This window comes from Micromonospora sp. NPDC005087 (genome assembly GCF_042872965.1).
GTDB lineage: Bacteria > Actinomycetota > Actinomycetes > Mycobacteriales > Micromonosporaceae > Micromonospora.
Genome location: NZ_JBIALB010000003.1, coordinates 102,397 through 129,108, shown reverse-complemented (window position 1 = coordinate 129,108; position 26,712 = coordinate 102,397). Strand labels below are relative to the sequence as shown.

At 71.9% G+C, this 26,712-nt stretch carries 22 protein-coding genes and 1 pseudogene; 6 read left to right on the top strand and 17 right to left on the bottom strand.

The features are described 5' to 3' along the window. Positions 1-6 precede the first annotated feature (6 nt). From ACFYPS_RS08815 to ACFYPS_RS08770, 10 genes are all read right to left on the bottom strand, one after another. Entirely contained in the window at positions 7-1,059 is a 1,053-nt protein-coding gene (locus ACFYPS_RS08815; protein ID WP_354965540.1) for a substrate-binding domain-containing protein, read from the bottom strand. Positions 1,060-1,155: 96 nt separating this feature from the next. Continuing rightward, positions 1,156-2,283 (bottom strand): ABC transporter permease, encoded by a 1,128-nt coding sequence (locus tag ACFYPS_RS08810; RefSeq protein ID WP_354965541.1) that lies wholly within the window; start codon positions 2,281-2,283, stop codon positions 1,156-1,158. After that, positions 2,280-3,827, bottom strand: a complete 1,548-nt coding sequence (locus tag ACFYPS_RS08805) for a sugar ABC transporter ATP-binding protein (protein WP_354965650.1) — start codon at positions 3,825-3,827, stop codon at positions 2,280-2,282. Before ACFYPS_RS08805 ends, ACFYPS_RS08810 begins: the two co-directional genes overlap by 4 nt. Before the next feature lie 106 nt (positions 3,828-3,933). Continuing rightward, the gene (locus ACFYPS_RS08800; RefSeq protein ID WP_354965542.1) at positions 3,934-5,112 is read right to left on the bottom strand and encodes an ROK family transcriptional regulator; all 1,179 of its coding nucleotides are present in this window, start codon (positions 5,110-5,112) and stop codon (positions 3,934-3,936) included. Between the two features lie 260 nt (positions 5,113-5,372). Next, the gene (locus ACFYPS_RS08795) at positions 5,373-6,398 is read right to left on the bottom strand and encodes a YihY/virulence factor BrkB family protein (protein WP_354965543.1); all 1,026 of its coding nucleotides are present in this window, start codon (positions 6,396-6,398) and stop codon (positions 5,373-5,375) included. A gap of 62 nt (positions 6,399-6,460) precedes the next feature. Continuing rightward, entirely contained in the window at positions 6,461-7,270 is an 810-nt protein-coding gene (locus ACFYPS_RS08790) for an ABC transporter permease (RefSeq protein ID WP_354965544.1), read from the bottom strand. 9 nt (positions 7,271-7,279) lie between these two features. After that, positions 7,280-8,080: an ABC transporter permease gene (locus ACFYPS_RS08785; RefSeq protein ID WP_354965651.1), complete on the bottom strand. Its 801-nt coding sequence runs from the start codon at positions 8,078-8,080 to the stop codon at positions 7,280-7,282. A 217-nt stretch (positions 8,081-8,297) separates the two neighbouring features. After that, the gene (locus ACFYPS_RS08780; RefSeq protein WP_354965652.1) at positions 8,298-8,474 is read right to left on the bottom strand and encodes a DUF397 domain-containing protein; all 177 of its coding nucleotides are present in this window, start codon (positions 8,472-8,474) and stop codon (positions 8,298-8,300) included. Between the two features lie 222 nt (positions 8,475-8,696). Beyond that, on the bottom strand, positions 8,697-9,236 hold the full coding sequence (locus ACFYPS_RS08775) for a hypothetical protein (protein ID WP_354965545.1): 540 nt from the start codon (positions 9,234-9,236) through the stop codon (positions 8,697-8,699). A gap of 128 nt (positions 9,237-9,364) precedes the next feature. Beyond that, positions 9,365-10,297, bottom strand: coding sequence for an ABC transporter ATP-binding protein (locus ACFYPS_RS08770; protein WP_354965546.1), 933 nt, complete (start codon positions 10,295-10,297; stop codon positions 9,365-9,367). Between the two features lie 144 nt (positions 10,298-10,441). Between ACFYPS_RS08770 and ACFYPS_RS08765 the strand changes: the two genes are divergently transcribed. Together ACFYPS_RS08765 and ACFYPS_RS08760 are read left to right on the top strand one after the other, a co-directional pair. Continuing rightward, positions 10,442-12,727, top strand: a complete 2,286-nt coding sequence (locus ACFYPS_RS08765; protein WP_354965547.1) for a TRAP transporter fused permease subunit — start codon at positions 10,442-10,444, stop codon at positions 12,725-12,727. Continuing rightward, entirely contained in the window at positions 12,724-13,743 is a 1,020-nt protein-coding gene (locus ACFYPS_RS08760) for a TAXI family TRAP transporter solute-binding subunit (protein WP_354965548.1), read from the top strand. The genes ACFYPS_RS08765 and ACFYPS_RS08760 overlap by 4 nt, the downstream gene beginning before the upstream one ends. A gap of 39 nt (positions 13,744-13,782) precedes the next feature. Here the strand turns inward: ACFYPS_RS08760 and ACFYPS_RS08755 are convergent, their stop codons facing one another. Both ACFYPS_RS08755 and dnaG read right to left on the bottom strand, forming a co-directional pair. After that, complete coding sequence (locus ACFYPS_RS08755; protein ID WP_354965549.1) at positions 13,783-14,319, bottom strand: hypothetical protein; 537 nt, start codon at positions 14,317-14,319, stop codon at positions 13,783-13,785. Beyond that, positions 14,319-16,221, bottom strand: a pseudogene (gene dnaG, locus ACFYPS_RS08750) (DNA primase). The gene ACFYPS_RS08755 and the pseudogene dnaG overlap by 1 nt, the downstream one beginning before the upstream one ends. Before the next feature lie 113 nt (positions 16,222-16,334). Between dnaG and ACFYPS_RS08745 the strand changes: the two are divergent. Further along, the gene (locus ACFYPS_RS08745) at positions 16,335-16,574 is read left to right on the top strand and encodes a hypothetical protein (protein WP_354965550.1); all 240 of its coding nucleotides are present in this window, start codon (positions 16,335-16,337) and stop codon (positions 16,572-16,574) included. 9 nt (positions 16,575-16,583) lie between these two features. Further along, positions 16,584-17,543, top strand: a complete 960-nt coding sequence (locus ACFYPS_RS08740) for a low temperature requirement protein A (protein ID WP_354965551.1) — start codon at positions 16,584-16,586, stop codon at positions 17,541-17,543. Positions 17,544-17,549: 6 nt separating this feature from the next. Here ACFYPS_RS08740 and ACFYPS_RS08735 read toward each other — a convergent pair whose 3' ends face one another. Genes ACFYPS_RS08735 through ACFYPS_RS08725 form a run of 3 tightly spaced genes read right to left on the bottom strand, consistent with a single transcriptional unit; the run spans position 17,550 to position 20,046 of the window. Continuing rightward, positions 17,550-18,380, bottom strand: coding sequence for a siderophore-interacting protein (locus ACFYPS_RS08735; RefSeq protein ID WP_354965552.1), 831 nt, complete (start codon positions 18,378-18,380; stop codon positions 17,550-17,552). Between the two features lie 15 nt (positions 18,381-18,395). Beyond that, positions 18,396-19,685, bottom strand: a complete 1,290-nt coding sequence (locus ACFYPS_RS08730; RefSeq protein ID WP_387323695.1) for a deoxyguanosinetriphosphate triphosphohydrolase — start codon at positions 19,683-19,685, stop codon at positions 18,396-18,398. 7 nt (positions 19,686-19,692) lie between these two features. Beyond that, the gene (locus ACFYPS_RS08725) at positions 19,693-20,046 is read right to left on the bottom strand and encodes a VOC family protein (RefSeq protein ID WP_354965553.1); all 354 of its coding nucleotides are present in this window, start codon (positions 20,044-20,046) and stop codon (positions 19,693-19,695) included. A gap of 254 nt (positions 20,047-20,300) precedes the next feature. On the opposite strand from ACFYPS_RS08725, the gene ACFYPS_RS08720 reads away from it, so the two are divergent. Then, positions 20,301-20,801 carry a roadblock/LC7 domain-containing protein gene (locus ACFYPS_RS08720; protein WP_354965554.1) on the top strand — a complete coding sequence of 167 codons (501 nt, stop codon included), beginning with the start codon at positions 20,301-20,303 and terminating at the stop codon, positions 20,799-20,801. 50 nt (positions 20,802-20,851) lie between these two features. Here the strand turns inward: ACFYPS_RS08720 and ppdK are convergent, their stop codons facing one another. Further along, positions 20,852-23,560 carry a pyruvate, phosphate dikinase gene (gene ppdK / locus ACFYPS_RS08715; protein ID WP_354965555.1) on the bottom strand — a complete coding sequence of 903 codons (2,709 nt, stop codon included), beginning with the start codon at positions 23,558-23,560 and terminating at the stop codon, positions 20,852-20,854. Between the two features lie 260 nt (positions 23,561-23,820). Here ppdK and ACFYPS_RS08710 point away from each other — a divergent pair, with 260 nt between their 5' ends. Next, positions 23,821-25,563 (top strand): family 20 glycosylhydrolase, encoded by a 1,743-nt coding sequence (locus tag ACFYPS_RS08710; protein WP_387323691.1) that lies wholly within the window; start codon positions 23,821-23,823, stop codon positions 25,561-25,563. Here ACFYPS_RS08710 and ACFYPS_RS08705 read toward each other — a convergent pair. Continuing rightward, a complete protein-coding gene (locus ACFYPS_RS08705; RefSeq protein WP_387323688.1) occupies positions 25,560-26,693 on the bottom strand; it encodes a Clp protease N-terminal domain-containing protein in 1,134 nt (377 codons plus the stop codon). The genes ACFYPS_RS08710 and ACFYPS_RS08705 overlap by 4 nt on opposite strands. Positions 26,694-26,712 lie beyond the last annotated feature (19 nt).

Genomic DNA, 26,712 nt, shown 5'->3' with positions numbered 1-26,712 from the left:
CGTGTGTCAGAACCCGAGCTTCTCGTAGCTGCTCGCGTTCTCCTTGGTGATCGTCTCCGAGGCGAGGGTCACTTCCTTGGGCACCTGCAGCTCGGTGAAGTCGCCCAGGCCCCGGCCCTGCGCGATGAGCCGGGCGAGCGAGATCGCCGACGAGGCCATCGACGGGTTGTAGGTGACCGTCGCCTTGAGCACGCTGTTGTCGGCCTTGATCGCGTCGATCGCAAGCTTCGAGCCCGCGCCGCCGACCATGAAGAACTCGGAGCGGTTGGCCTGCTTGATGGCGGCAAGGACACCGATGCCCTGGTCGTCGTCGTGGTTCCAGATCGCGTCGATCTTGGGCAGCGCCTGGAGCAGCTGAGCCGCCTCGCGCTGGCCGCTGTCCGAGGTGAACTCGGCCGAACGGCGGTTGTTCACCTTGAAGCCGTAGGTGGCCAGGGCCGCCGTGAAGCCCGCGCTGCGCTCGACGGTCAGCGGGATCTCCAGACCGGCGATCTCACCGATGACCGGGTTGGTGACGCCCTTGTCCTTGAGCTGCTTGCCGATGAAGTGCCCGGCGGACACGCCCATGCCGTAGTTGTCGCCCTTGATGACCAGCCGCGACGCCAGCGCGTCGGGGAAGACCCGGTCGAGGTTGACGATCGGGATGCCCGCCTGCATCGCCTGGAGAGCGACCGCGTTGACCTCCTTGCCGTCGTGCGGCAGCACGACGATGATGTCCGGCTTCTGTGCGATCAGCGTGCCGAGCGTGGAGCGCTGCGCCTCCGACGTCGTCCCGCCGTCGACCTCCTTGAGCTCGACGTCGGAGTACGCGGCGGCCTGCGCCTTGGCGTTGGCGTGGATCGCGCCCATCCAGCCGTGGTCGGCGGCCGGGGCGGAGAAGCCGATGACGACCTTCTTGCCCGGGGCGTTGTTGCCGGCGCCGTCACCGGCGGCCTTGGTCTGCGTGCTCGCCGCCGGGGTCTCGTTACTGGTGCAGGCGGTGAGCAGGGTGGCGGCGCCGACGGCGGCCCCACCGAAAAGCAACCGACGGCGCGACAGGTCGCGACTGTGCTGGGTCATGCCGACCTCCTGGGAACGGGAATGGAGTTGTTGAGGGTGTGCGAGGTCCGGCCACTGTCGAATATCTCGACGTCGCCAGGAACAACGTGCGGTGCGTCAGGTTGTGGTGGTGAGCCTGTTCCGCGCGAGGAGCCGAGTGAAGGACTTGAACTGGAACTGCTGGACCAGGACGGCGGCGACGATGATGCCGCCCTTGACCATGTTCTGCGCCTCGATGGAGAGGCCGTTGATGGCGAAGAGGTTGGTGATCGTGGCGAAGATGATCACGCCGAGCAGTGAGCCGACGATAGTGCCCCGGCCACCGCTGAGCAGCGTCCCGCCGATGATCGCGGCGGCGATCGCGTCCAGCTCGTAGAGGTTGGCCATCGCCGCCTGGGCCGAGGTGGCCTGGGAGGTGAGCATGATGGCCGCGATGCCGCAGCAGAGGCCGGAGAGCGCGTAGAGCAGCATGGTGTGCCGGCGGACGTTGATACCGGCCAACCGCGCGGCCTCCGGGTTACCGCCGACCGCGATGGTCCGCCGACCGAAGGTCGTCCGGTTGAGCAGGATCCACCCGGCCACCACCACCGCGCCGAGGATGTAGACCAGGATCGGAATCCCGATCACCTTGCGCGCCGCGATGTCGTTGATGAAGGTGCTGCTGGACACCTGGGTCTGCTTGTTGGAGATCGATGCCGCGAGCCCGCGAGCGGCCACCAGCATCGCGAGCGTCGCGATGAACGGCACCAGCCGCCCGTACGAGATGAGCACGCCGTTGACCAGACCCACGCAGATGCCGACCACGATGGCGGTGAAGATCATGCCGCCGGCGCCGTAGCTCTGGGTGGCCACCGTCGTGCACCAGACGCCGGCCAGCGCGACGATCGCTCCGACCGACAGGTCGATCCCGCCGCCGATGATCACGAAGGTCATGCCGACCGTGACCACGCCGACGACGGAGGCCAGCTGAAGGATGGCCAGGATGTTGTTCCAGACCCAGGTCGGGTCGTCGTAGAGGTCGGGCTTGGTGATCGCGCCGACCAGGATGAGCGCGGCCAGCACCCCGATCAGACCGAGGTTGCGCTTGACGCCGTCGCCGTTTTCACCCCGCCACCAGGAGAGCCGGCCCCTGGATGCCGTCGTGTCGCCGGCCGCCGCCGTCTCCGCCGGGTCCACCGGCGGAGACTGCGCAGGAAGCTGCGGGCGCTCCGGTGTCGCGGTGGGAGTGGGAGTCGCGTCGCTCATGCCGGTGCGCCTTCCATCAGGGACCCCGCCATCACGAGGTCGAGCACGGTGTTCTCGTCGAGTTCGCCGGCCGGGGCCTCGCGGACGACCCGACCCTCCCGCATCACCAGCACCCGGTCGGCGAGGCCGAGCACCTCGGGCACCTCGCTGGAGACCAGCAGCACCCCGACGCCCTGCGCGGCCAACGCCCGGATGACCTGGTAGAGCTCAGCCCGGGCGCCCACGTCCACGCCCCGGGTGGGCTCGTCGAGCAGCAGCAGCCTGGTGCCGCCGAGCAGCCAGCGCCCGACCACCACCTTCTGCTGGTTGCCGCCGGAGAGGGTGCGCACCGGCCGGCCGACGTCCCGGGGCCGCAGCTCCAGGCTCTCGGCGATCCGGTCGGCCTCGGCCCGCTCCTTGGCGGCGTCGGTGAAGCCGAGCCGCGCGTACCGGCCGAAGGTGGCCAGCGTGACGTTGCGGTAGATCGGTTCACCGAGCAGCAGCGCCTGGCTCTTTCGCTCCTCGGGGGCCATCCCCATGCCGGCCCGCACCGCCGCGCCGACACTGCCCGGACGCAGCACCCGCCCGGCCATCCGGACCGTGCCGGCCTCCGCGGCGCGGGCGCCGTAGATGGTCTCCAGCAGCTCGGAGCGGCCGGAGCCGACCAGGCCGGCGATGCCGACGATCTCCCCGGCGCGGACGTCGAGTGAGACGTCGGCGAACTCGCCGGGACGGGTCAGCCCCTCCACCTGGAGCAGCTCGGCGCCGACCGTGTCGTCGGTCGGCCGGTCCGGGAAGACGTACTCGATGGTCCGGCCGGTCATCCGGCTGACCAGGTCACGGGTCGGGGTGTCGCGTGCCGGCAGGTTCGCCGCCGTGGTCCGGCCGTCCTTGAGTACGGTGACCCGGTCGCCGATCTCGCGGATCTCCTCCAGGCGGTGGGAGATGTAGATGACCGCGATGCCCTGTGCGGTCAGCTCGCGGATGATCCGGAACAGGTTGCCGACCTCGTCGTGGGCCAGCACCGCGCTCGGCTCGTCCATGATGATCAGTCGGGCCTCGTGCGACAGCGCCCGCGCCATGCTGACGATCTGCTTGCCGGCGGCCGGCAGCGCCCGGACCATCCGCCCGGGCGGAATCTCGCCGTGGCCGAGCCGGCCGAGGATCTGCCGGGTGTGCCGGGCCATCCGGCCGCGCCGGACGAACCCGAAGCTGCGGTGCTCGTGGCCGAGGAAGGCGTTCTCCGCCACCGAGAGATCCTCGACCAGGTCGAGTTCCTGGTAGATGGTCGCGATGCCAGCGCGCATGGCGGCCTGCGGATTGGCGAAGGTGACCTGCTCGCCGCGCCACTCGACCTCGCCGGAGTCCGGCTGGTGCACGCCGGACAGCACCTTGATCAGGGTGGACTTGCCGGCGCCGTTCTGCCCGAGCAGGCAGTGCACCTCGCCCGCGCGTACCTCCAGCTGCACGCCGTCCAAGGCGCGTACGCCGGGGAAGGTCTTGACCACGTCGGTCAGGCGCAGGACGACCTCACCGGCGACGGTGTCGGCGGGGGCTTCGATCAACGGCGCGTCGGTGCCGGTGTCCGTCGGCTCGGTGGCGACGTTCTCCTCGGACTGGGCCACGGTCTCCTCCTCGCTCACGACGGTTCTCCGGCTTGCGACTGCGGGCTCATGTGGCCTCCGCGAACGCGACGTCGCTGGCGAGCACCGCCGCGCCGGCGACGCCGGCCCGACCGCCGAGCTCGGACAGCACGACCGGCAGGTTTCCGGTGGCCAGCGGCAGCGATCGGCGGTAGACGACGCTGCGGATCTCGGCGAGCAGGATGTGCCCGAGCTGGGCCAGCCCGCCGCCGATCACGATCATCGACGGGTTGGTGAAGCTGACCAGGCCGGCGAGCACCCCACCGACCCGCCGTCCGCCGTCACGAATCAGCTGGATGCAGGTCACGTCCCCCTCGACGGCGCCCTCGGCGACGTCGAGAGCGGTCACCACGCCGCGCATGGCCATCCGCTCGGCCAGCGCCGGCGACACCCCGCTGCGGGCGGCGGCGGTGGCGTCCTTGGCCAGCGCGGCGCCGCTGAACAACGCCTCCAGGCAGCCGACGTTGCCGCAGGAGCACATCGGGCCGTGCGCGTCGACCTGGATGTGGCCGATGTCCCCGGCGCAGCCGTCGGTGCCCCGGTAGACCTCGCCGGTGAGGTAGATCCCGCACCCTATTCCGGTGCCGATCTTCACGAAGAGGAAGTCGTCCACCGAGTGGGCCACCCCGCCGTGTCGCTCACCGATCGCCATGATGTTGACGTCGTTGTCGACCACCGCAGGGCAGCCGTGCTCCCGGCTGAGCAGCTCGCGCACCGGGAACCGGTCCCAGCCGGGCATGATCGGCGGCGAGACCGGGACGCCGTCGCGGAAGCTGACCGGGCCGGGCACACCGATGCCCACCGCGTCCAGCCGCTCGTACGCGCCGTCGACCTTGGCCTTCTGCAGCAGCTCGTTGACCCGTTGCAGGGTCACCTTCGGTCCGTTGCGGATGTCGGCGGCTTCGGCGTAGTGCGCCACCGGTTCGAGGCGGCCGTTGACCACCTCGACGTCCATCGAGCTGGCGCCCAGGTCGACGGCCGCGAACCGCAGCTTCGGGTTCAGCTCGACCAGCGTGGAGCGACGTCCGCCCCGGGAGGCGGCCAGCCCGGCCTCAGCGACGTAGCCCAACGCGACCAGTCGATCCAGCTCGGCCAACAGCCGCGGGCGGGGCATCTGGAGCCGGTCGGCCAGCTCGGCCCGGGACACGGCCCCCTCGTCGCGGAGCAACCGCAACAGGCGGACGTGCAGGGGGTCGACGGTCCGCACCCGGACTCACCTCTTCATTGGACTCGTTCACATCGGCGCAATGCCGATGTGTCGTGTCCGACACAGTAGGAGCGTTCCGTGCCGCCTGTCCAGAGCTTCAGCCGTTCTGATCCCAACTTTTGTCCATGCGAACAAAAGCTACTAGTCGATCAAGAAAAGGGTCGCTCCGCGCCCGGGTCCGCTCGCCCAATGTGCCGTCGCCGGACACGCCACCGCCCCGCCACCTGACACCCAGGTGGCGGGGCGGTCGGCGGGAGTGGTCAGCGACGGCCCGCGGCGTTCCGCTTCTTCCTCAGCTTGCGGTCGTCGCGCAGCTCGACGTACGGCTCCTCGTCGGCCGAGTGGCCCGCCGAGATGGCCCGGCTGCGCTCCAGCTCCGCGTCGAACTCGGCGCCCAGCAGGATCGCGATGTTGCTCAGCCAGAGCCACACCAGGAAGATGATCACCCCGGCCAGCGTCCCGTACGTCTTGTCGTACGAGCCGAAGTTGCTCACGTAGAAGGCGAACAGGCCGGAGATCACCAGCCAGATCACCACGGCAAGCACGCCACCCGGGCTGACCCAGCGGAAGCCGCCGTGCCGCGCGTTCGGCGAGGCCCAGTACAGGATCGCGAACATCAGGCTGACCAGGATCAGCAGCACCGGCCACTTGGCGACGTTCCACACCGTGACCGCCGTCGAACCCACCCCGATCGCGTTTCCGACCAGTTCGGCCAGGCGCCCGGTGAAGACCACGATCACCGCGCAGGCCAGCAGCAGCACGCCGATCACCGCGGTCACGCCGACCCGGATCGGCAGCGTCTTCCAGATCGGCCGTCCCTCCGGCACGTCGTAGATGGTGTTCGAGGCGCGCATGAACGCGGCAACGTACCCGGACGCGGACCAGAACGCGGCCAGCAGACCGATGATCGCGGCGATGCTCGCCAGCCCGCCGTTGTCACCCGCCTGGGTGATCGCGTCCGTGATGATCTGCTGAATGTTTCCCTCGGGCACCGCCTGCTTGACGGTGTCCTCGACACCCTGGGTGGCGGCCGGGCCGAGCAGGCCGAGGATGGAGATCAGCACCAGCAGCCCGGGGAAGATGGACAGCACCCCGTAGTAGGTCAGCGCGGCCGCCCAGTCCGTCAGACTGTCGTCCTGGAACTCAGTGACCGTGCGGCGCAGCGCCGCCTTCCAGCCGCTGCCGGGCAGGTCGGTGGGGCTGTCCGGCCCCTCGTCCGGGCCGACCGGCCCACGGGCCGGGTCACGGTCAGGCCCACTGCCAACGGAAGACTGGTCGGAGGCCATCGCCCCTCCTCATCGTCGTGGTGTCGCCTCCGACATGCCCCGAGGAGGGCGGCGCGTAACCCCTACCGGTAGAGCAACCTGCCCATCCGGCGGGAAGCGACCAACAGGCCGAGCGCCATCATCGCCAGCAGGTAGAGCACGTCGAGCAGCCAGAGCCAGCCGCCGGTGCCCAGCGCGACGCCGCGGATCAGGTGCACCGACCGGTAGAGCGGCGTGACCTCGATCAACCAGTGCAGCAGGGCCGGGTAGGCCTGGGCCGGCACGAACGTGCCGGAGAAGAGGAAGAGGGTGAACTGGGCGGAGCCCATCAGGTCGAAATCCTGCCAGCTGCGCATGAAGGTGGACAGCGCCATGCCGAGCGCACCGAAGGCGAACCCGACCAGCACGGCCGCCGGAAGCGCGGTCAGCGCCCGGGCGACGCTGGTCAGGCCCAGCGCGACCATCACACCGAGGAACGCCGCCGAGTAGGCGCTGCCCCGCAGCATCGCCCAGCCCAACTCGCCGAGGGCGATCTCGAACGGCCGTACCGGGGTGGCGATCACCCCGTCGTACAGCTTCATGTATTTCATCTTGCCGAAGAAGTTGAAAGTGGTCTCCGCGAGCGCCCCGGTCATCGCCGAGGAGGCGAGCATCGCCGGGGCCACGAACTCGGCGTACGAGACCAGCCGCCCGTCGGGCAGCGGCAGGTCGCCGACCAGCGTGCCGACGCCCACCCCGATCGAGAGCAGGTAGAGCAGCGGCTCCACGAAGCCGGAGAGCAGCAGCAGCCAGTAGACCGACTTCAGCGCCGCGACGTTGCGCTCGACCACCGACGCCGACCGCCGGGACGCGGCGGAGACGTCGACCAGCCGAGGCAGGGTCAGCGTGACCACGACAACTCCCTAGACGATGAGCTTGCGACGGAACGCGCGCAGCGCCAACAGCCAGCCGGCGAGTGACCAGGCCGCCAGGTAGAGCAGGTGCCCGGCGATCGACCACTGTGGGGCGACGCCGAGCGTGGCCGCACGGCAGAGGTCGACGGCGTGCCACAGCGGTGTCCCGTACGCCAGCCAGCGCAGCGCCTCGGGCAGCGACTCGACCGGGAAGAACACCCCGGCGAACAGCGTCATCGGGATGACCGCGAACCGGAACAGCATCGCCAGCCAACTGTCGCTGGTCACCGAGGCGGCGTACGCGAAGGTCGGTGCGGCCACGGCAAGCCCGAGCAGCGCCACCACCGGCAGGGTGGCCACCGCCCACGGTGAGCGCAACGCCCCGAACAGCCCGGTGACCAACAGGAACGCCGCGATCGTGGTGAGCACCCGGAACATCACGAAGGCCAGGTGCCCGGCCAGGACGTCGGCCACCCGCAGCGGCGCCGCGCTCTGGGCGAAGTACGTCTTGATCCACCGGAAGTTGCTGAACACCGGCCACGTCGAGTCGCCGACGGTCACCTGGAGGGCGGTCGAGGCGATCAGCCCGGGGACCAGCCAGTCGAGGTAGCGCACCCCGCCGACGCCCTGGTCGATGTAGGCGCCGACGCCCAGCCCGAAGCCGAGCACGGTCAGCACCGGCAGCAGGAACGAGGAGAACACCCCGGCCCGCCAGGTGCGCCGGTAACCCACCAGGAAGTAGTCGAACACGGCGAGCGCCGGCACCCGTGGCAGCGCGGGCCGAGCCCGCTCCCGCGCCGAACCCGCCACGCTCACCACGACCACCCCCGCCACACCGACCTTCCTACCCCGGGGGTACGACAGGCCGCCGGTCACCCTACGGCGACATCCGCCGACCTGTCCCCCGGGTTTCGGCCCGATGATCGACACGGCTTTCAGGATGTCGGGGCGTCAAAGCCGCCGCGACACCCCGACTTCCCGGAAGCCGAGTGGATCTAGGAGCGGATCGGAACGGCGTGGCCGCTATCTACCGGCGAACGACGTCGGACCCGACGAACGCGCGCCAGGCATCGGGCGTGAAGGCCAGCACCGGGCCGGTCGGATCCTTGGAGTCGCGCACGGCCACCAGCGCGGGAAGGTTGTCGGCGCCGCGTGGCCCTGCTTCCCAGCCCGTCTGTCGCTGCTCGGCGAATACCGCGAGGATCGGATCGGCCTGCTCATCTACCTCGCCACGCTGCTTTACGAGGCGGCCGGGGACCTCGCCGGCCAGGCCGGTCACGACCGACTCAGCGACCGATTCCTCACCTGGGCCAGAGCCCGTTGAGCCGTGATCGTTGGCGGCTCAACAGCTCGACACGCGGGAAAGGCTGCTGCTGAACCGTCAACGATCGGACCGTGTCGACCTCGGCGGCGAAGCGCGGGCCGGTCACACCGGGCGGTACGCGCGGGTCAGCGCCTGGACGGCGTAGCCGAGCAGCAGCAGCCCCGCGCCGGTGCCGACCACCAGACCGGCGGACACCGCCGAGGCGAGCGCGGTGACGAGGCCCGCCACCGCCACCACGCACAGCGCGACACCGAGCGGCCGGAGCAGCGGGTCCCGCAGCAGCGGGGCGAGCGGGAAGAAGTGCAGCCCGACCACGGCGCAGACCAGCACCGGGATGTACTCGGACCAGCCGGCGGCGGCGAGCACGGCGGCGCCCAGCCCGGCGGCGGCGAACTCCGCGACCACGATCAGCAGGTACCGACGGTCGGTCGCCCGGTCCCGAGGGCCGCCCGCGCCCCGGGTGCGGGCCGACAGCACGACGCCCACCACGGCGGTGAGCAGTGCCGCGATGCTGCCCACCACCAGCAGGGCACGCAACGGCTGCTCCGCGGCGGGCACGCTGAACCAGACCATCGCGAAGATGCCCAGGTAGAGGGCGGTCAGCCCGGCCTGATGCCGGCTGTTGGTCTGTACGTCGGACATGAAACCCCCGTGGTCAACTCCGGGTCGGGCGGACATGCCGACCCGGGCGCCGATGCTACGCAAGATCACTCCGGCAGCGCACCTCCGGTCATCCGCCATCTGACCCGTTCGTCGGGCGCCCAATCGGGTCAGTCGACCAGGGTGCGGCCGGTCAGGTGCAGGAAGACGTCCTCCAGGCCACTGCGCCGCACCAGCACATTGGCCGGGCTGAGCCCCAGCGCGGCGACCTCGGCGACCGCCGCGTCGCCGTCGGGCACATACAGCAGGACCCGGTCGGGCAGCACCTCGACCCGCTCCCCCAGCCCGTCGAGCTTGCCGGCGAACGGCTCCTGCGACTCGGCGGCGAAGCGAAGCTCCACCACCTCGCGGGTGGAGTGCTGCTCGATCAGCGCCCGGGGTGAGCCCTCGGCGACGATCCGCCCGCCGTCCATCACCACCAGCCGGTCGCAGAGCTGCTCGGCCTCGTCCATGTAGTGCGTGGTGAGCACTAGCGTGACGCCCTGCTGCTTGAGCCGGAACAACCGCTCCCAGACCAGGTGCCGGGCCTGCGGGTCGAGCCCCGTGGTCGGCTCGTCGAGCAGCACGATCTCCGGGTCGTTGACCAGCGCGCGGGCGATGGTCAGCCGGCGTTTCATCCCGCCGGACAGCGGCTCGACCTTGCTGTCGGCCCGCTCGCTGAGCTGGACGAAGTCCAGCAGCTCGGCGGCCCGCTCCCGGGCCACCCGCCGCGAGATGCCGAAGTAGCGCGCGTAGACGGTGAGGTTCTCCCGGACGGTCAGCTCGGGGTCGAGGTTGTCCAGTTGCGGGCAGACGCCGAGCCGGGCCCGGATCGCCGGCCCGTCGCGGACCGGGTCCATGTCGAGGATGCGCAGCTCGCCACCGCTCGGTGGGGAGATGCAGCCGACCATCCGCATGGTGGAGGACTTGCCGGCGCCGTTGGGCCCGAGGAAGCCGAACGCCTCGCCCGAGCGCACCTCGACGTCGATGCCGGCCACTGCGGTGAAGTCGCCGAACCGCTTCACCAGCCCGCGAGCCTGAATCAGTGGTCGCCCCGAAGTCACCGCCCGACCCTAGCCGCCGGGTCCGACAGCCCTCCAGGCAAATTCCGGCAGGGACGACAGGACGCTGCCACAACCCTCGACCGCACCCGGCGAAACGGATGTCGATGCCCCACCTGTCGCTTGATCGACGTGTATCGTCCCCTCGTGTCGCCCACCCGTTCGCCCGACGGTTCGCCGCCACCCGCACAGCCGGCCAACTCCTCCGCCGATGAGCCCACACCGGGCGACGGCGGCGCACCGCCCCGACCACGAGCGGCCGAGACCGACGCGCCCGCTGCGACCGACGGCGGCGACCAGGCCGGGCGGGTCGACGACGACGCCCGCGCCGACGCCGAACGGGCGACGCGGGACCTGGCCGCCCAGTTCGAGGACGAGAAGCCGGGGCGGGTGTTGTCCGGGCCGGCCGGTCTGCTCCTCACCGCGGCGGCGCTGGCGGTCGGCGCGCTCGCCCTCTGGCAGGTGTTCCGCCCCCTCGCGCAGGGCAGCAAATACTATTTGATCTTCTTTCTGGCGGGCGTACTGCCGCTGGTCTTTCTGGTCTACCCGGCCGACCTGCGGCTCGCGGCCCGGCTCCGGGCCCGGCTGCGCCGCACCGGCGGCGACGGACCGGTCGGGCCGGGCCTGCCACATTCGGCGCCGGCGCGACCCACCGCGGTGGACTGGGCCCTGGTCGCTCTGGCGGTGGCCGGCTGCCTCTACCCCGTGCTGCCCATCAGCATCGGTACGGGCGGCGGCGGCTACAACGCCTTCCTCGACCGGCAGGGCCTGCTCGTGCCGATGGACCTGGTGATGGGCACCGTCCTGCTGCTCCTGCTGCTGGAGGCGTGCCGGCGGGCCACCGGGTGGATCCTGCCCGCCGTCTGCCTGCTGTTCCTCGGCTACGGCTACTACGGCGGGCTGCTGCCGCAGGCCTGGCCGGTCGCGCACTCGGGGCTCGACTTCAGCCAGTTGATCGACGCGTTCTACAACTCGGACAGCGGCTTCTACGGCACACCACTGGACGTGGCCGCCTCGTACATCGTGCTGTTCACCATCTACGGCGCGGTGCTGGAGCTCTCCGGAGCGGGGCGGTTCTTCGTCGATCTGTCGGCGGCGGCGTTCCGCCGCTCACGCACCGCCGCCGGACGGACGGCGGTGGCCTCCGGCTTCCTGCTCGGCACCGTCTCCGGGTCCGGCGCCGCGACGACGGTGAGCATCGGCGCGGTCACCTGGCCGCTGCTGCGCCGCGCCGGCTACCCCCCGGAGCGGGCCGGCGGCATGCTCGCCGCCGCCGGGGTGGGCGCGATCCTCTCCCCGCCCACCCTGGGGGCGGCGGCGTTCATCATCGCCGAGTACCTCGGCGTCTCGTACCTCCAGGTGCTGGGCTGGGCCACCGTGCCGACGGTGCTGTACTACCTCGGCATCCTGCTCGCCGTGGAGATCGACGCCCGGCGCTCCGGCGTACGCCCGGTGGTGATCGACGTCAGCTCGCCGTGGCGCCTGCTGGCCCGGTTCGGCTACCACTTCGCCTCGCTGATCGCCATCGTCGTGCTTCTCGCCGTCGGCTTCTCCGCGACGAGGGCGGTCGTCCTCGCCACCCTCCTGGCGGTGGCGCTCTCCTTCCTGGACCGGGCGCACCAGCTCACCCCGGCCCGGCTGGTGACCGCCTTCGTCACCGGCGTACGCGGGGTGCTGGCGGTGACCGCCGTCTGCGCCGCCGCCGGCATCATCACCGCCACCACCACGAAGACCGGCCTCGGGCCGCAGGCGGCGGCGCTGCTGATCGGCGGGGCCAAGGCGGTCACCTCGGACCCGACCCTCGTGCTGGTGCTCACCGCGCTGCTCGCGGCCGTCGCACTGAGCCTGCTGGGCCTGGCCGTGCCGGTCACCGCCTCGTTCGTGATCGGTTGGGTGATCGTCGGCCCGGCGCTGCTCGACCTGGGCGTGACGGCGCCGGCCGCGGCGATGTTCGTCTTCTACTTCGCGGTCCTGTCCGAGGTGTCCCCGCCGACCGCGCTCGCCGCGGTGGCCGCCGCGGCGGTCACCGGCGGCCGGCTGGTGCCGACCATGTGGCAGACCCTGCGGTACGCGCTGCCGGCCTACCTGACCCCGATCGCCTTCGTGATCACGCCGGCCGGGCTGGGGCTGCTCGGCATCGGCGGCGCGGGGCGGATCGCCTTCGCCGGTGTGGTCGTCGCGCTCAGCGTGGCCGTGCTCGCCGTCGCCGCCGGCGGTTGGCTGCCCGGCGTCGGCCCCGCCGGCGCCCCGGAGCGCGTGCTCGGCGCACTCGCAGGGGTCACCCTGCTCTGGCTCGAACCCGTGCCGGTCACGGTCGGCGCCGCACTGGCCGCCGTCGCGGTGGCGGGGGTGCTCGTACGACGCGGAGCCGCCGGCCGGACCGGCGGGCCGCGAGCCGGATCACCAGCCAACCTCCGGGAGGAGAAACTGTGAGACGAATCGACGTACGGCTCGTGGCGGGCCTGAGTGTGGTGGCCCTCGTGGCGGTCGGCGCGGCGGGGTGCGGAGGCCAGCAGGGCGGCGCGGCCAAGGACGACGCGGCCAGCGAGGTCACCTGTGAGGTGGACCGGGAGACCCGGGTGGGCATCGCCACCGGAAACGCGACCGGCGTCTACTACGTGGTCGGCAACGCCCTGGCCGGGCAGCTGTCCGGGGCGACCGGCGGCAAGCTCACCGGCACCGCCGCGGAGACCGGCGCCTCGGTGCAGAACGTCGAGCAGTTGGTCGGCGGCCAGTACGACGTGGCGTTCTCCCTCTTCGACACGGCGGTCAACGCGGTTCAGGGCAAGGGGAGCTTCACCGCGCCGCAGCCGGTCGAGGCGCTCGCGCGCATCTACGACAACTACACCCAGGTCGTGGTCCGCAACGGCGCCCAGATCGGCTCGGTGGCCGACATGCGGGGCAAGAGGATCTCCACCGGGTCCCCGAAGTCTGGCACGGAGGTGATCGCCAACCGGCTGCTGGAGGCCGCGGGCCTCGATCCGGCCAAGGACATCCGTGCGCAGCGCCTGGACCTGGCCAAGACGGTCGAGGGCATGAAGGACGGCAGCGTCGACGGCTTCTTCTGGTCCGGTGGCCTGCCCACCGGCGGCCTGACCGACCTGTTCACCACCGCCGGCGACACGGTGAAGTTCATCGACATCGCGCCCCTGCTGCCGAAGATGAACGAGTTGAGCCCCGCCTACCAGGCCGGAACGATCGGCCGGGACGCGTACAAGACGGCGGCGGACACCCCGACGATCGTCGTGCCGAACGTGCTGCTGGTCCGCAAGGACCTGGACGCCAACGTCGCCTGCGCGATCACCCGGACGGTGTTCGACAAGCGGGACGCCCTCGCCCAGGCCAACCCGGCGGCCAAGGGCATCTCCCTGGAGAACGCCCGCAAGACCGAGCCGGTTCCGCTGCACCGCGGTGCCGCCAAGGCGCTGGAGGGTCTCGGCGCCAACTGACCGGGGGGCGGGGTCGGGCGGTCAGTGGCCGCCCGACCGCTAGCCGTCGACAGGTGCGGTGGCGGCGCGGGCGACGGTGATCAGGCGGTCGGTCGCGGCGAGCAGGTCGTCGTCGTCCGGCGCGGTGCCGGGGTCGACGCGGACGGTCCAGGTCAGACCGTCCACCCCGGCCACGCGCCGGGCCGCGACCCGGGCCGCGCCGCCGGGCACCGGGTGGTGTTCGGTGTACGCGACCGAGCGGGTCACCCGGGCCCGCACCTGGTGCGGCAGCTCGCCCGGGTCGAGCAGCAGGTAGGTCTCGGCCGGCCCGTCGGTGACCACCGTGTAGCCGTCGCGTTCGACGAGGGTCTCGGCGGGCGTGACGGTCAGCTCCCGGCCGGACCAGACCGCCTTGAGAATGGTGTGCCAGCCGAGCCGGTGCCCGCGGCCGGGCAGCCACAACCCGAGGTTGCTGGCCACCACCACCCCGTCGCCCTCGCCGTTGCCCGCCGCCGCCCAGGCCAGCACCCGCTCGTCGGCGGTCAGCGGCGGCCGGTCGGCCGGGGGAAGCTTCGGCTTGCGGCTGAACAGTCCCATCAGAGCCCTCCTGCGGCCTGCTCGCGCAGCGCCCGCGCGTGCTGCTCCAGAGACAGCAGTTCGCCGAAGGCGGCGAAGTACTCGTCCTTGTTGTTGACCGGGTTGATGCGCTGGATCCGGGACTTGAGCTCCCGGATCCGGGCCGTCACCGACCCGAACTGCACCCGGGCCATCGTGATCGACACGTAGCGCGGGTCCGGTTCACCGTCGATCCGCAGCGGCTCCACGGCCAGTTCGCCGACGAGCGCCGCGGACGCCAGGTCGTCGCAGGCGTCGCGGACCGACTCGATCCAGACCGCGCCGCCGGTCGCCGACGCGGCCCCGCCGGCCGCCGCGATGGCCGCGCGCACCGAGACGTGCACCGGGTGGCGGTATTCGGTGGCCTCGACCGCGTCGAACATGGGCCCGGCCAGCACCGGCTGCTGGAGAGCGAGCTTCAACGCCTCCCGCTCGACCATCGACTGCGGGCTGTCCAGCGCCGGCTCGGGGCGGGCCGGGGCGGGCCGGGCCGCGGGTGCGGCGTCCCGGGCGTTGGGCGGCGGGGTGTTGGCGGCGGCGAGCACCGCCCGCTGCACCGGCTCGATCTCCATGCCGAGGTCCATGGCGAGCTTGCGGACGTACTCCGGGCGCTTCTCCCGGTCCTTCAGTCGCGCGACCAGCGGCGCGGCGTGGCGCATCGCCTCGACCCGGCCGTCGACGGTGTCCAGGTCGAAGCGGCTGATCACGTGTCGCAGCGCGAAGTCGACCAGCGGCTCGCGGCGGGCGACCAGGTCACGCACCGCCAGGTCACCCTTGGCCAGCCGCAGATCGCACGGGTCCATGTTGTCCGGGCTGACCGCGATGAAGGTGCGCCCGACGAAGCGCTGATCGTCTTCGAAGGCGCGCAGTGCGGCCTTCTGGCCGGCAGCATCGCCGTCGAAGGTAAAGATAATCTCGCCGGCCACCTCGTCGCTGTCGAACAGGAGCCGACGCAGGACAGATATGTGGTCCGCTGCGAAAGCGGTGCCGCAGGTCGCCACTGCTGTGGTCACCCCGGCCAGGTGGCACGCCATCACGTCGGTGTAACCCTCGACGATCACCGCACGGCCCTGCTTGGCGATCTCCCGCTTGGCCTGGTCGATGCCGTAGAGCACGTGCGACTTCTTGTAGATCGGCGTCTCGGGGGTGTTCAGGTACTTCGGCCCGTCGTCGTCGTCGAAGAGCTTGCGGGCACCGAAGCCGATCACGTCACCGGCGAGGTCGCGGATCGGCCAGAGCAGCCGCCGGCGGAACCGGTCGATCAGCGTGCCGGAGCGGGACTCTCGGGACAGCCCGGCGGTGACCAGCTCCTGGTGGGTGAAGCCCTGCTGGCGAAGGTGCTTGGTGAGCAGGTCCCAACCTTCCGGCGCGAAGCCGCAGCCGTAGCGCTCGGCGGCGGCCCGGTCGAAGCCGCGCTGGGCCAGGAACTCCCGCGCCGGCCGGGCGCCGGCGGTGCTGAGTTGCGCCCGGTAGAACTCGACCGCGGCGGCGTGCGCGGCCACCAAGCGCTGGCGCTGGCCCTGCTGGGGACGGGGGCGCGGGGTGCCCTTGTCGTCCTCCACGTAGCGCAGTTGGATGCCGGCGCGGCCGGCCAACCGCTCGACGGACTCGACGAAGCTGAGGTGCTCGGCGTCCATCAGGAACTTGATCGCGTCGCCGCCGGCTCCGCAGCCGAAGCAGTACCAGACGTTGCGGGCCGGGGAGACGTTGAACGACGGGCTCTTCTCGTCGTGGAACGGGCACAGGCCCTTGAGGTTGCCGCCCCCAGCGGACTTCAGCGTGACGGTCTCGGAGATCACATCCCCGATCGAGGAGCGTTCCCGGACCAGTGCGATGTCCTCGTCCCGGATCCGCCCAGCCATGCGCCACCCCCTCGGCGTACATCCTGCCCTGCCGGACCGACGACGCGCCGGCCGGGGGACGCCGGTGTGGCGGCGGCCGCCACCGGCTCTTCGGTTCCGGCCCGGGAGCCGGGTCCGCGCGGGGACCATGACCAGATGCGCAGGGTACGGACCGTCAGCGCGCACCTGCCCGGATGGTTGACCGGTTGGCTGGGCGTACGCGGGCCTGAGCCGCTGACGGACGAGGCCGGGCACCGGCACGCCACCTGGCTGGAACTCTTCCTGGACGTCATCTTCGTGTACGCGCTGGCGGCGGTGGTGGCCCGGCTGGGCACCGACCCGACCCCGACGCCGAACGCCATGCTGGCCGTGATCGGGCTCTTCGTGGTGGTCTAGTGGGCCTGGATGGGGCAGGTCTACTACGACACCCGATTCGACCCGGACGACCTGCCGCACCGGATGTTGGTGCTGGTGGCCCTGGTTGGCGCCGGCGCGATGACGCTCGGCGTGGACGAGGTGCCGGAGAGCCCGCTGCTGCCGATCGGCTACCTGATCGTCCGGGGCGTACTGCTCCTGCTGTATCTGCGGGCCCGGCCGACCAACCCGGAGGCCCGCACGGTGACCACGGTCTACCTGTTCGGCTTCGGGCTGGGCTGGCTGATCTGGCTGGTCTCGCTGGTCGTGCCGATCGCGTCGCGCCCGGTGCTGTGGATCGTCGCGATGGCCATCGAGCTGGCCACGCCCTGGGTCGGCCGACGCCGGCTCGAGCAATGGCCGGTGGACAACCGGCACCTGCCGGAACGGATCGGGCAATTCACCATCATCGTGCTGGGCAGCGCGCTGGCCAACCTGCTCTTCGCGGTGCCGGACCACCCCCGGCCGCAGATGATCCTCACCGCCGGGTTGGCCTTCGTCGTGCCGGCCGCCGTCTGGTGGGTCTACACCACCTTCGTCACCACCCGCCAGGCGGCGACCCGCCTGCGTGGCGGGCAGGCGTACACCTATCTGCACATCCCGCTCAGCGGTGCGCTGCTGCTGCTCGGCTGGTCGCTCGGGCAGGCGGTCCGGCTGGTCGACCGTGGCGCGAGCCGATTGCCGCTGGAGCTGCGGCTGTTGCTGGCTGCCTCGGTGGTGGTCTGGGTGGTGTGTGGGCTGTGCCTGTACGCGCTCTCGGCCCGACCGAGCAGGGCCCGGGTGGCGATCGCCGGCTACGGGGTGGTCTCGGTCAGCCTGATCGGCGCGACGGTACGCGAGCCGCGGCTGCTGCTGTTCCTGATCGCCGCGGCGATCGTCGGGTACGCCGTGCTGCTCAACCGGCGACTCACCGCGGTCCGCGAGGAGTGGGATCGCCGGTCCGGCGGCTGACCGTGCTCAGGCGGCCGTGGTCTCCTCGGCAGCCACCTGCCGGTTCCAGTCGGCCTTGGTCGAGCGCCAGCCCTCGTCGTCCATGCCGCGCCGCCAGTAGCCGGAGATGGAGAGCTGATCGGCGGGCAGGCCGCGCTCGGTGCGCAGCAACCGGCGCAGCTCCCGGACGAAGGTCGCCTCGCCGTGCACGAAGGCGTGCACCTGACCGGGCGGAAACTCCAGCTCTCGGACCGCCGCCACCAGCGCGGCACCCACCGGGCGCTCACCGCGGTGCAGCCAGGTGAGCTGGACCGCACCCGGGCTGAGTAGTTTCTGCTCCTCCGCCGGGTCGGCGATCTCCACGAAGACATGGGCCGGGGCGCCCAGCGGCAGCCGTTCCAGGGCGGCGCCGATCGCCGGCAGCGCGCTCTCGTCGCCGACCAGCAGGTGCCAGTCCGCGTCCGGGCTCGGGGCGTACGCCCCGCCGGGGCCGACGAAGTGCACCGGATCGCCCGGGCGCAGCGCGGCCGCCCACGGCCCGGCCAGCCCCTCGTCGCCGTGGTGCACCACGTCGACGGTCAGCTCCTCGGCGAGCGGGTCCCAGCGCCGCACGGTGTACGCCCGCAGCCGGGGCCACTGCTCCCGGGGCAGGGTCCGGCGGATCGCGGCGAGGTCCAGCGGCTGCGGGTACGCGACGCCCGGCTGCGGGAAGACCACCTTGATGTAGTGGTCGGTGCACTCGCCCACCGGCAGGTCGGCCAGCTCGTCCCCGCCGAGGACGAGCCGGATGAGGTGCGGGGTGGGCCGCTCGGTGCGCAGCACCCGGACCGAGGTGACGTTCCTGGGGCGTTCCGTCATGTCACTTAGGCTAGCCTAATCTTCGCCGTCGCCCGCCGGCGGTGCGCCGCCGCCGACCAGACGGGTGTGCCAGGTCACGGCCGCCGGGTCGGTGAGCGAGGCGACCTGGTCGATCACCACCCGCAGCCGGGCGGCGTCGTCCGGCGCGGCCCGCCACAGCGGGGCGAAGACCGGATCGAGCCCGTCCGGCGCCCGCCGCACCAGCGCGGCCACCAGCTCGGCCAGCATCGTCCGCTGCCGTTCGTAGCGGCCCCGGAAGCCGGCGCGACGCATCACGTAGCGCAGCGCGATGCCCTTGAGCAGGGCGCAGTGGGCCCGGACCAGCCGCGGCACCACCAGATCGGCGGCGTAGCGGCGGTGCGGGCCGGGTCCGGACCGCTCCTCGGTGGCGGCCACCGCCGCGGAGACGAACCGACCGGTCAGTCCACTGGTGGTGGCCTTCAGCGCGGCCTGCGCGCGGTGGCTGCCGTCGTACCCCGCGAGCGGGGCGAGCAGCGGGTCGGCCAGCAGCTCGACCAGCACCTCACCCAGGTCCGCCGGGGACTCCCCCGAGTAGGTGGCGGCCACATCGGCGCAGAGAGCTGCCCGCTCGTCGGCGTCGGCGAGCAGCGGGCGCAGCGAGACGTACCCGCCGTGGATCCCGTCCTCCACGTCGTGCACCGAGTACGCGACGTCGTCGGCCCAGTCCATCACCTGCGCCTCCAGGCAGCGCCGGTCGCCGGGCGCGCCAACCCGGAGCCAGTCGAAGACCGGAACGTCGTCGGCGTACACCCCGAACTTCCGCTGGCCCGGCCGCCGCGCCCAGGGGTACTTGCCGATGGCGTCGAGCGAGGCTCGGGTCAGGTTCAGCCCGGCGGACGAGCCGTCCGGGGCGAGCACCTTCGCCTCCAGCCGGGTCAGCACCCGCAGCGTCTGCGCGTTGCCCTCGAAGCCGCCGCAGGGCGTGGCGAGCAGGTCCAGCGCCGCCTCGCCGTTGTGCCCGAACGGCGGGTGCCCGAGATCGTGGGCGAGCCCGGCGACGTCCACCACGTCAGGGTCGCAGCCCAGCCGGGCGCCCATCTCCCGGGCGATCTGGGCGACCTCCAACGAGTGGGTCAGCCGGGTACGCAGGAAGTCGTCCGTGCCGGCGGTGTGCACCTGCGTCTTCGTGGCCAGTCGACGGAACGCCGCGGAGTGCAGCACCCGGGCGCGGTCACGCTCGTACGGTGACCGACGGTGGCCGGTGTCCTTGGGGGCCTCCTCGACCAGCCGGGCGTCCGCCGCGCCGGACGGCGGTGCGGTCAACCGCGACTGCGGGGCTCGCAAACCCGGCTCACTCCTCGCGCTCACGAAGAACGCAGAACTCGTTGCCCTCCGGGTCGGCCAGCACCGTCCAGTCCACGTCGCCCTGGCCGATGTCGACGTGCCGGGCGCCCATGTCGACCAACCGCTCGACCTCGGCCTCCTGGTCAGCGGGGCGCAGGTCGAGGTGCAGCCGGTTCTTCCGCTCCTTGCCGTCGGCCACCCGCGCGAAGAACAGGGCGGGACGCCGGTCCGCGGACTGGCGGATCTCCACGCCGTCCGGCTCCTCGGCGACGACCTGGTAGCCGAGCGCCTCGGCCCACCAGCGGGCCAGTCGGGCCGGATCGCGGGCGTCGACGGTCAGGCTCTCCCAGACGCTGCTCATGCAGTCCCCTTCCCCCCTCGACGGCGTGCGCAATCGGCGGTGTACGAGCGAGCCAAGATTACGCCCGCCAGGGCCGACCGACCTGCCCGCGACGCCTCGCCGAAAGGTCCACAACCGCCGATTGGCCGGGAGTTGTCAGCCGATCGCCGACCGTTACGGGCTCGCGGACGGAAGTGGCCGCCGGTAGCGTTCCCGGCGCGGAACGTGACCAACTGATCGCACGCAGGGGCCCGACCGGTAGGGAGAAGACGCTCGTGGACGCAGACATGGTGGTCGGCACGGAGCTACGCGGGCTGCGTCGGCGCCGCCCCGAGGTCGCGGGGACCGTGCTGGCCGGCACCGACGGGCTGCTCATCTCCAGTGACCTGCCCAGCACCGACGCCACCCACCTCGCCGCGCTCGCCGCCGCGAGCTTCGGTCTGGGTCACCGGGTGGCCGACACGGTGCGGCGGGGCGACTTCCGGGAGTCGGTGGTGCGCACCACCGCCGGCTGCGTGGTCACCTACCCGGCTGGGCGCACCGCCCTGCTGACCCTGGTCACCGTCACGGCGGCGGACGACCTGGAGGGGCTGCACGAGGAAGCCCGGGCGGTGGCGCGCCGGGCCGGCTCGGTGCTGGACAACCGGGACGCGAGACCCCCCGTCTCGGCCGTACCGGACGCGCACGCGCCGCTGGTCATGCGTACCCCGATGGCCACCCTGCCGGCGCAGTTGCGCCGCTCGGCGCGGCCCACCTGGCGTCGCCCGCCGATCTGATGATCGGTGCCGGCGGCGGTCCGGAGGCCCGGGCCGCCGCCGGCACCGCGTCAGCGGCTGTCCGAGCCGTCGGTCTCCACCACCGCGCGGCCGGCCTCCAGCCGGGCCACCGGCACCCGGAACGGCGAGCAGGAGACGTAGTCCAGGCCGACCTCGTGGAAGAAGTGCACCGAGTCCGGGTCGCCGCCGTGCTCACCGCAGACGCCGAGCTTCAGTCCGGGCCGCGCGGCCCGACCCTCCTCGGCGGCGATCCGCACCAGCCGGCCGACGCCGTCGCGGTCGATCGACTCGAACGGCGAGATACCGAAGATGCCCAGCTCCAGGTAGCGCCAGAAGAACGCGCCCTCGACGTCGTCCCGGGAGAAGCCCCAGGCCATCTGGGTGAGGTCGTTGGTGCCGAAGGAGAAGAACTCGGCCGCCTCGGCGATCTGCCCGGCGGTCAGCGCCGCCCGCGGCACCTCGATCATGGTGCCGATCAGCACCTCGACGCCGCTGTCCCCGACCACCTCGGCGATGATCTTCTCGGCTTCGGCGCGCACCGTCTCCAGCTCCTGCACGGCGCCGACCAGCGGCACCATGATCTCCGGCTTGGCCACCCCGCCGCCGCGGGCGCAGGCGACGGCCGCCTCGGCGATGGCCCGGACCTGCATCGCGAACAATCCGGGGATGACCAGGCCGAGGCGGACGCCCCGGAGCCCGAGCATCGGGTTCTCCTCGTGCATCCGCCGGACGGCGGCGAGCAGCGCCTCCTCCTTGGCCACGTCCTCGCCGCGCTCCTGGGCGACCGCGACGTTGACCGCGAGCTGCTCCAGCGGCGGCAGGAACTCGTGCAGCGGCGGGTCGATCAGCCGGACGGTGACCGGCAGGCCGTCCATCTCGCGGAAGATCTCCTCGAAGTCGGCCCGCTGCAACGGCAGCAGCGCGGTCAGCGCCGCCTCCCGCTCATCGTCCGCGCGGGCCAGGATCAGCCGCTCGACCAGCTCGCGCCGGTCGCCGAGGAACATGTGCTCGGTGCGGCACAGGCCGATGCCCTCGGCGCCGAAGCGCCGGGCCCGGGCGGCGTCCGCGCCGGTGTCGGCGTTCGTGCGGACCGCGAGCCGCCGCCTGTCGTCGGCGTGCGTCATGATCCGGTGTACGGCACGGACCAGCGCGTTGTCGATGTGCTCCGGGTCGAGACTGCCCTCGAAGTACTGCACCACCTCCGACGGCATGACTGGCACCTCGCCCAGGTAGACCTTGCCGGTGGTGCCGTCGACGGAGACGACGTCGCCCTCGCTCACGGTCTGGCCGGCCACGGTGAACCGCTTCGCCGGCACGTTCACGTCGATCTCGTCGGCGCCGGAGACGCAGGTCTTGCCCATCCCCCGGGCCACCACGGCGGCGTGGCTGGTCTTGCCACCGCGCGAGGTGAGGATGCCCTTGGCGGCGATCATGCCGTTCAGGTCGTCCGGGTTGGTCTCCCGGCGGACCAGGATCACCGACTCGCCCTCGGCGGCCAGCTCGACGGCCCGGGCGGAGGTGAAGACCACCTTGCCGGACGCCGCGCCGGGCGAGGCGCCGATGCCCTTCGCGACCGGCTGGAACTCGTGGTCGAGCTGGAAGCGGGGAAACATCAGCTGGGCCAACTGCGCGCCGTTGACCCGGTGCAGCGCCTCGTCCAGGTCGATCAGGCCCTCGTCGACGAGCTGGCCGGCGATGACGAACGCGGCGGCGGCGGTGCGCTTGCCCACGCGGGTCTGCAACATCCACAGCTTGCCGCGCTCGATGGTGAACTCGATGTCGCAGAGGTCCCGGTAGTGCTCCTCCAGCCGGGCCATGAAGGAGAGCAGCTGGTCGTAGGACGTCTTGTCCAGCTGCTCCAGCTCCTGCAACGGCACCGTGTTGCGGATGCCGGCGACCACGTCCTCGCCCTGGGCGTTGGCCAGGTAGTCGCCGTAGATGCCCTGGGCGCCGCTGGCCGGATCGCGGGTGAACGCGACGCCGGTGCCGGAATCCGGGCCGAGGTTGCCGAAGACCATGGTCACCACGTTGACCGCGGTGCCGAGGTCGGCCGGGATCCGCTCCTGGCGGCGGTAGAGCACCGCGCGCTCGGCGTTCCACGACTCGAAGACCGCCCGGATGGCCAGGTCGAGCTGCTCGCGCGGCTGCTGCGGGAACTCCCGACCCGTGTGCTTCAGGAAGATCTTCTTGTACGCGTCGACCAGCCCGCGAAGGTCGTCCGCGTCCAGGTCCAGGTCGTTGTGGGTGTTCTTGGCGCGCTTGATGTCGTCGAGGGCGTGCTCGAACTCCTCGCCCGGCACCTCGCAGACGGTCTTGCCGAACATCTGAATGAGTCGCCGGTACGAGTCCCAGGCGAACCGGTCGTTCCTCCCGGCCTGCGCGGAGAGCCCGACCACGCTCTGGTCGTTGAGGCCGACGTTGAGGACGGTCTCCATCATGCCGGGCATGGAGAACTTGGCGCCCGAGCGGACGGAGACCAGCAACGGGTCCTGCGGGTCACCGAGGCGCTTGCCCATCGCGCGCTCCAGCGATTCCAGGTGCGCCTCGATCTGGTCGGCGAGCCCGTCCGGCTCCTGGCCGGTCGTGAGGTACGCCTGGCAGGCCTCGGTGGTGATGGTGAAGCCAGGCGGAACGGGCAGACCGAGGTTGGTCATCTCGGCGAGGTTGGCGCCCTTGCCGCCGAGCAGGTCCTTGAGGTCCTTGTTGCCCTCGGTGAAGTCGTAGACGTACTTGTGATCGACGGTCTCTTGCGCTGCCACCAGAGCCTCCCACGCGCGCCGGATTGACACTTAACGAAGGTTCAGTTTCCTCATACCCCGGGACGGACCACCGGTAATCCCGGGGTCGACGCCGATCGGTGGGCGAAGGTTAAGCGAACATCGAGTGGCCCGGGACCGTTCGGTGACAATCGGCACAGCTATCACGACTATCCGCGTTCGTACCGGTTTTTGGGAACGCTTCCATGCGCACGATCACGCATCCCGGCCTGTCGCCGTACCCTTGACGGCAACGCCAGCCGGTGAACCTCACTTTTGCCATAACCGACGCGAATACACCCCCCGGAGCCGCCGCCGTGTCGACCATCCCCTCGCCCGGACCCACCGCCACCCCCGGCGGACCCGGTCCCACCGGCTCCATGCCGCTGTCGGCGCACGAACCGGACGCCGCCACGCTCGCCCGGTCTGCCGAGCAGGCCGCCGGCGAACTGCTCGCCCCGCCGGCCCCGGTCCGGCTGGCCGACGTCGTGCCCGCGCCGCAGCAGGTCGAGCCGGACCCGGCCGGGGACTGGCTGCTACCACCCGACGCCGTCATCGTGGCCAGCGCCGACCCCGCCGCGCTGACGGTCGCCGCGCACCTCGCCGAGCTGCTGCGACCCGCCACCGGTTACCCGCTGCCGGTCACCGACACCACCCGACCGGCGGCGGGCGGCATCGCGCTCGTGCTCAACGACGACGACAGCCTGGGCGCGGAGGGATACCGGCTCGCCGTGACCCGCGCCGGCGTCACCATCACCGCGGCCACCGCCACCGGCCTCTTCCACGGCGTGCAGACCCTGCGCCAGTTGCTGCCACCGGCGATCGAGAGCCCGGCCCCGGTCACCGAACGGTGGATGCTGCCGGGCGGGACCATCACCGACGCACCCCGCTTTTCGTACCGGGGCGCGATGCTCGACGTGGCACGGCACTTCTTCGACGTCGAGGACGTCCTGCGCGTCGTCGACCACCTGGCCCGGTACAAGCTCAACCACCTGCACCTGCACCTCACCGACGACCAGGGCTGGCGGATCGCCGTCGACTCCTGGCCGAGGTTGACCACCGTCGGTGGGGCGACCGAGGTCGGCGGCGGCCCCGGCGGGCACTACACCAAGGCCGACTACCGGCGGATCGTCAGCTACGCCGCCGCCCGCCACGTCACCGTCATCCCGGAGATCGACCTCCCCGGGCACACCAACGCGGCGCTGGTCGCATACCCCGAGCTGGCGCCGGACAAGGTCGCGCCACCGCCGTACACCGGCACCGAGGTCGGCTTCAGCTACGTCGACCCGGCCGACGAACGGACGTACGACTTCATCGCCGACGTACTGGGTGAGATCGCCGCGCTCACCCCCGGACCGTGGCTGCACATCGGCGGTGACGAGGCGTTCAAGGTCAAGGGTGCGGTCTACACCGGTTTCGTCGAGCGGACGCAGCGGATCGTCGCCGACACCGGCAAGACCGTCGTCGGCTGGCACCAGCTCGCGCCGGCCGCGCACGTCGACGGGCGGGTACTCCAGTGGTGGGGCACGAACGGCGAAGACCCGGCCACCCTCGAGGCGGTACGCCGGGGCGCCCGGCTGATCCTCTCCCCCGGCAACCACGCCTACCTGGACATGAAGTACGACCCGGACACCCCGCTCGGGCAGGACTGGGCCGGCCTGATCGACGTGCGCCGGGCGTACGACTGGGATCCCGGGTCACACGTGACGGGAGTGCCTGACGCGGCGGTACTCGGTGTCGAGGCACCGCTCTGGACCGAATCGGTCACCTCGCTGGCCGAGATCGAGTTCATGCTGCTGCCCCGGCTGCCCGCCATCGCCGAGCTGGGCTGGTCGCCCCGGGCGACGCACGACTGGGCCGCGTTCCGCGACCGCCTGGCCGGGCACGGCCCGCGCTGGGCCGCCGCCGGCATCGCCTTCCACCCCGCCCCGGACGTCCCCTGGCCCGCCGCGCCGCCGCTTCCTGCGCCCCGCGCCGCCACCGAGTCGACACCGCGGCGGCGCTAGGCAGACAGCCGGTTCGACAGCTCGCGTCCCAGTCGGGCCGGGTCCACCGCGCCGGCCAGCAGGGCATGAGCGGCGCATCCCGGCTCGGCGAGCATCGCCAGCACCAGATGGCTCGTGCCCAGGTCACGTCGGTCCGGCAGGCCACGAGCGTGCTCCACCACGTCCGCCGCGTCCCGCCCGAACGGTGGGTCTCCGGTCATGTCCCGCCGGTGGTACGTCCGGCCCGGCGCGGTCACCGCTGACGGCAGGGGCACGGCCCGCGACGCCAGCGTGGGCAGATCGAGCCCGTGCCCCACGAGATTCTCCCGGGCGGCATTCAAGGCGGCCCAGGGCACCGCGATGGTGCGACGCGTGAACCGCAACTGCTCGTCGAGGGAGAGGATCGCGGCCAGCAGCGCGACACTGTCGACGTCGGCCCTGCCCAGCCGCACAGTCTGACGAATCGCCTCCTGCTCGAGCCACACGAGGACGACACCGGCGTGCGGTCGCAGCACCAGGCGACTCAGCCGGTGGCGCACTCGCCGGGACAGCGCACCGCCCGACTCCCGTACCAGTCCCGCCGCAGCTAGGAAGCCGGCGGTGAAGGCGATCGGCGAGCCCTCCTCGGCCACTACCTTGCCCACCGGCACGGCCCGCAGGATGTCGTCCTGCGTGAAACCCAGGCGCGTCAACGCGCCGGTGGCACGGCACGCGGGGTCGTCGAGCAGCGCCGAGAGGAGATGCATCCCGTGTGCGTGCTGGACACCCCTGGCTGCGGCGGTGTCGAGGGCCCCGGTGACGGCGGCGCGACTGGCCGCGCTCCAGGCGGGCGCCGCCTCGCCGCGGTCGTGCCGCAGCTCCCGGCGGGCCTCCCAGGTCGCCTCTCGCAGGACAGCCTCGGCCTCCCGGACGGCTGGTGCGCGCGTCGCCGGCGCGTCGGGCGACGCAAGCTCCGCCGGAAGGCCACGAACCGCCTCGGGGAGATCGTGCGCACGCGGGCCGAGCAGACGGTCGAGTGACGCGATCGAGGTCGCCAGTTCGACGAGGATGTCCGTCGTCTCGACGACGTCGCGCCCATGTCGCCAGCAGGCCGCCGCCGCGGCGGCCAGATTCGAGACGACCTCCCGCCCCCCGCGCGGCCCTTCCGTCACCACTTACCGCCCCATCCCC

Coding starts and splice junctions, on each gene's coding strand:
- ACFYPS_RS08815 (WP_354965540.1), bottom strand. CDS start 1,059: ATGACCCAGCACAGTCGCGACCTGTCGCGCCGTCGGTTGCTTTTCGGT.
- ACFYPS_RS08810 (WP_354965541.1), bottom strand. CDS start 2,283: ATGAGCGACGCGACTCCCACTCCCACCGCGACACCGGAGCGCCCGCAG.
- ACFYPS_RS08725 (WP_354965553.1), bottom strand. CDS start 20,046: ATGAGCAGCGTCTGGGAGAGCCTGACCGTCGACGCCCGCGATCCGGCC.
- ACFYPS_RS08795 (WP_354965543.1), bottom strand. CDS start 6,398: ATGGCCTCCGACCAGTCTTCCGTTGGCAGTGGGCCTGACCGTGACCCG.
- ACFYPS_RS08740 (WP_354965551.1), top strand. CDS start 16,584: ATGGGGCAGGTCTACTACGACACCCGATTCGACCCGGACGACCTGCCG.
- ACFYPS_RS08775 (WP_354965545.1), bottom strand. CDS start 9,236: ATGTCCGACGTACAGACCAACAGCCGGCATCAGGCCGGGCTGACCGCC.
- ACFYPS_RS08745 (WP_354965550.1), top strand. CDS start 16,335: ATGCGCAGGGTACGGACCGTCAGCGCGCACCTGCCCGGATGGTTGACC.
- ACFYPS_RS08755 (WP_354965549.1), bottom strand. CDS start 14,319: ATGGGACTGTTCAGCCGCAAGCCGAAGCTTCCCCCGGCCGACCGGCCG.
- ACFYPS_RS08735 (WP_354965552.1), bottom strand. CDS start 18,380: ATGACGGAACGCCCCAGGAACGTCACCTCGGTCCGGGTGCTGCGCACC.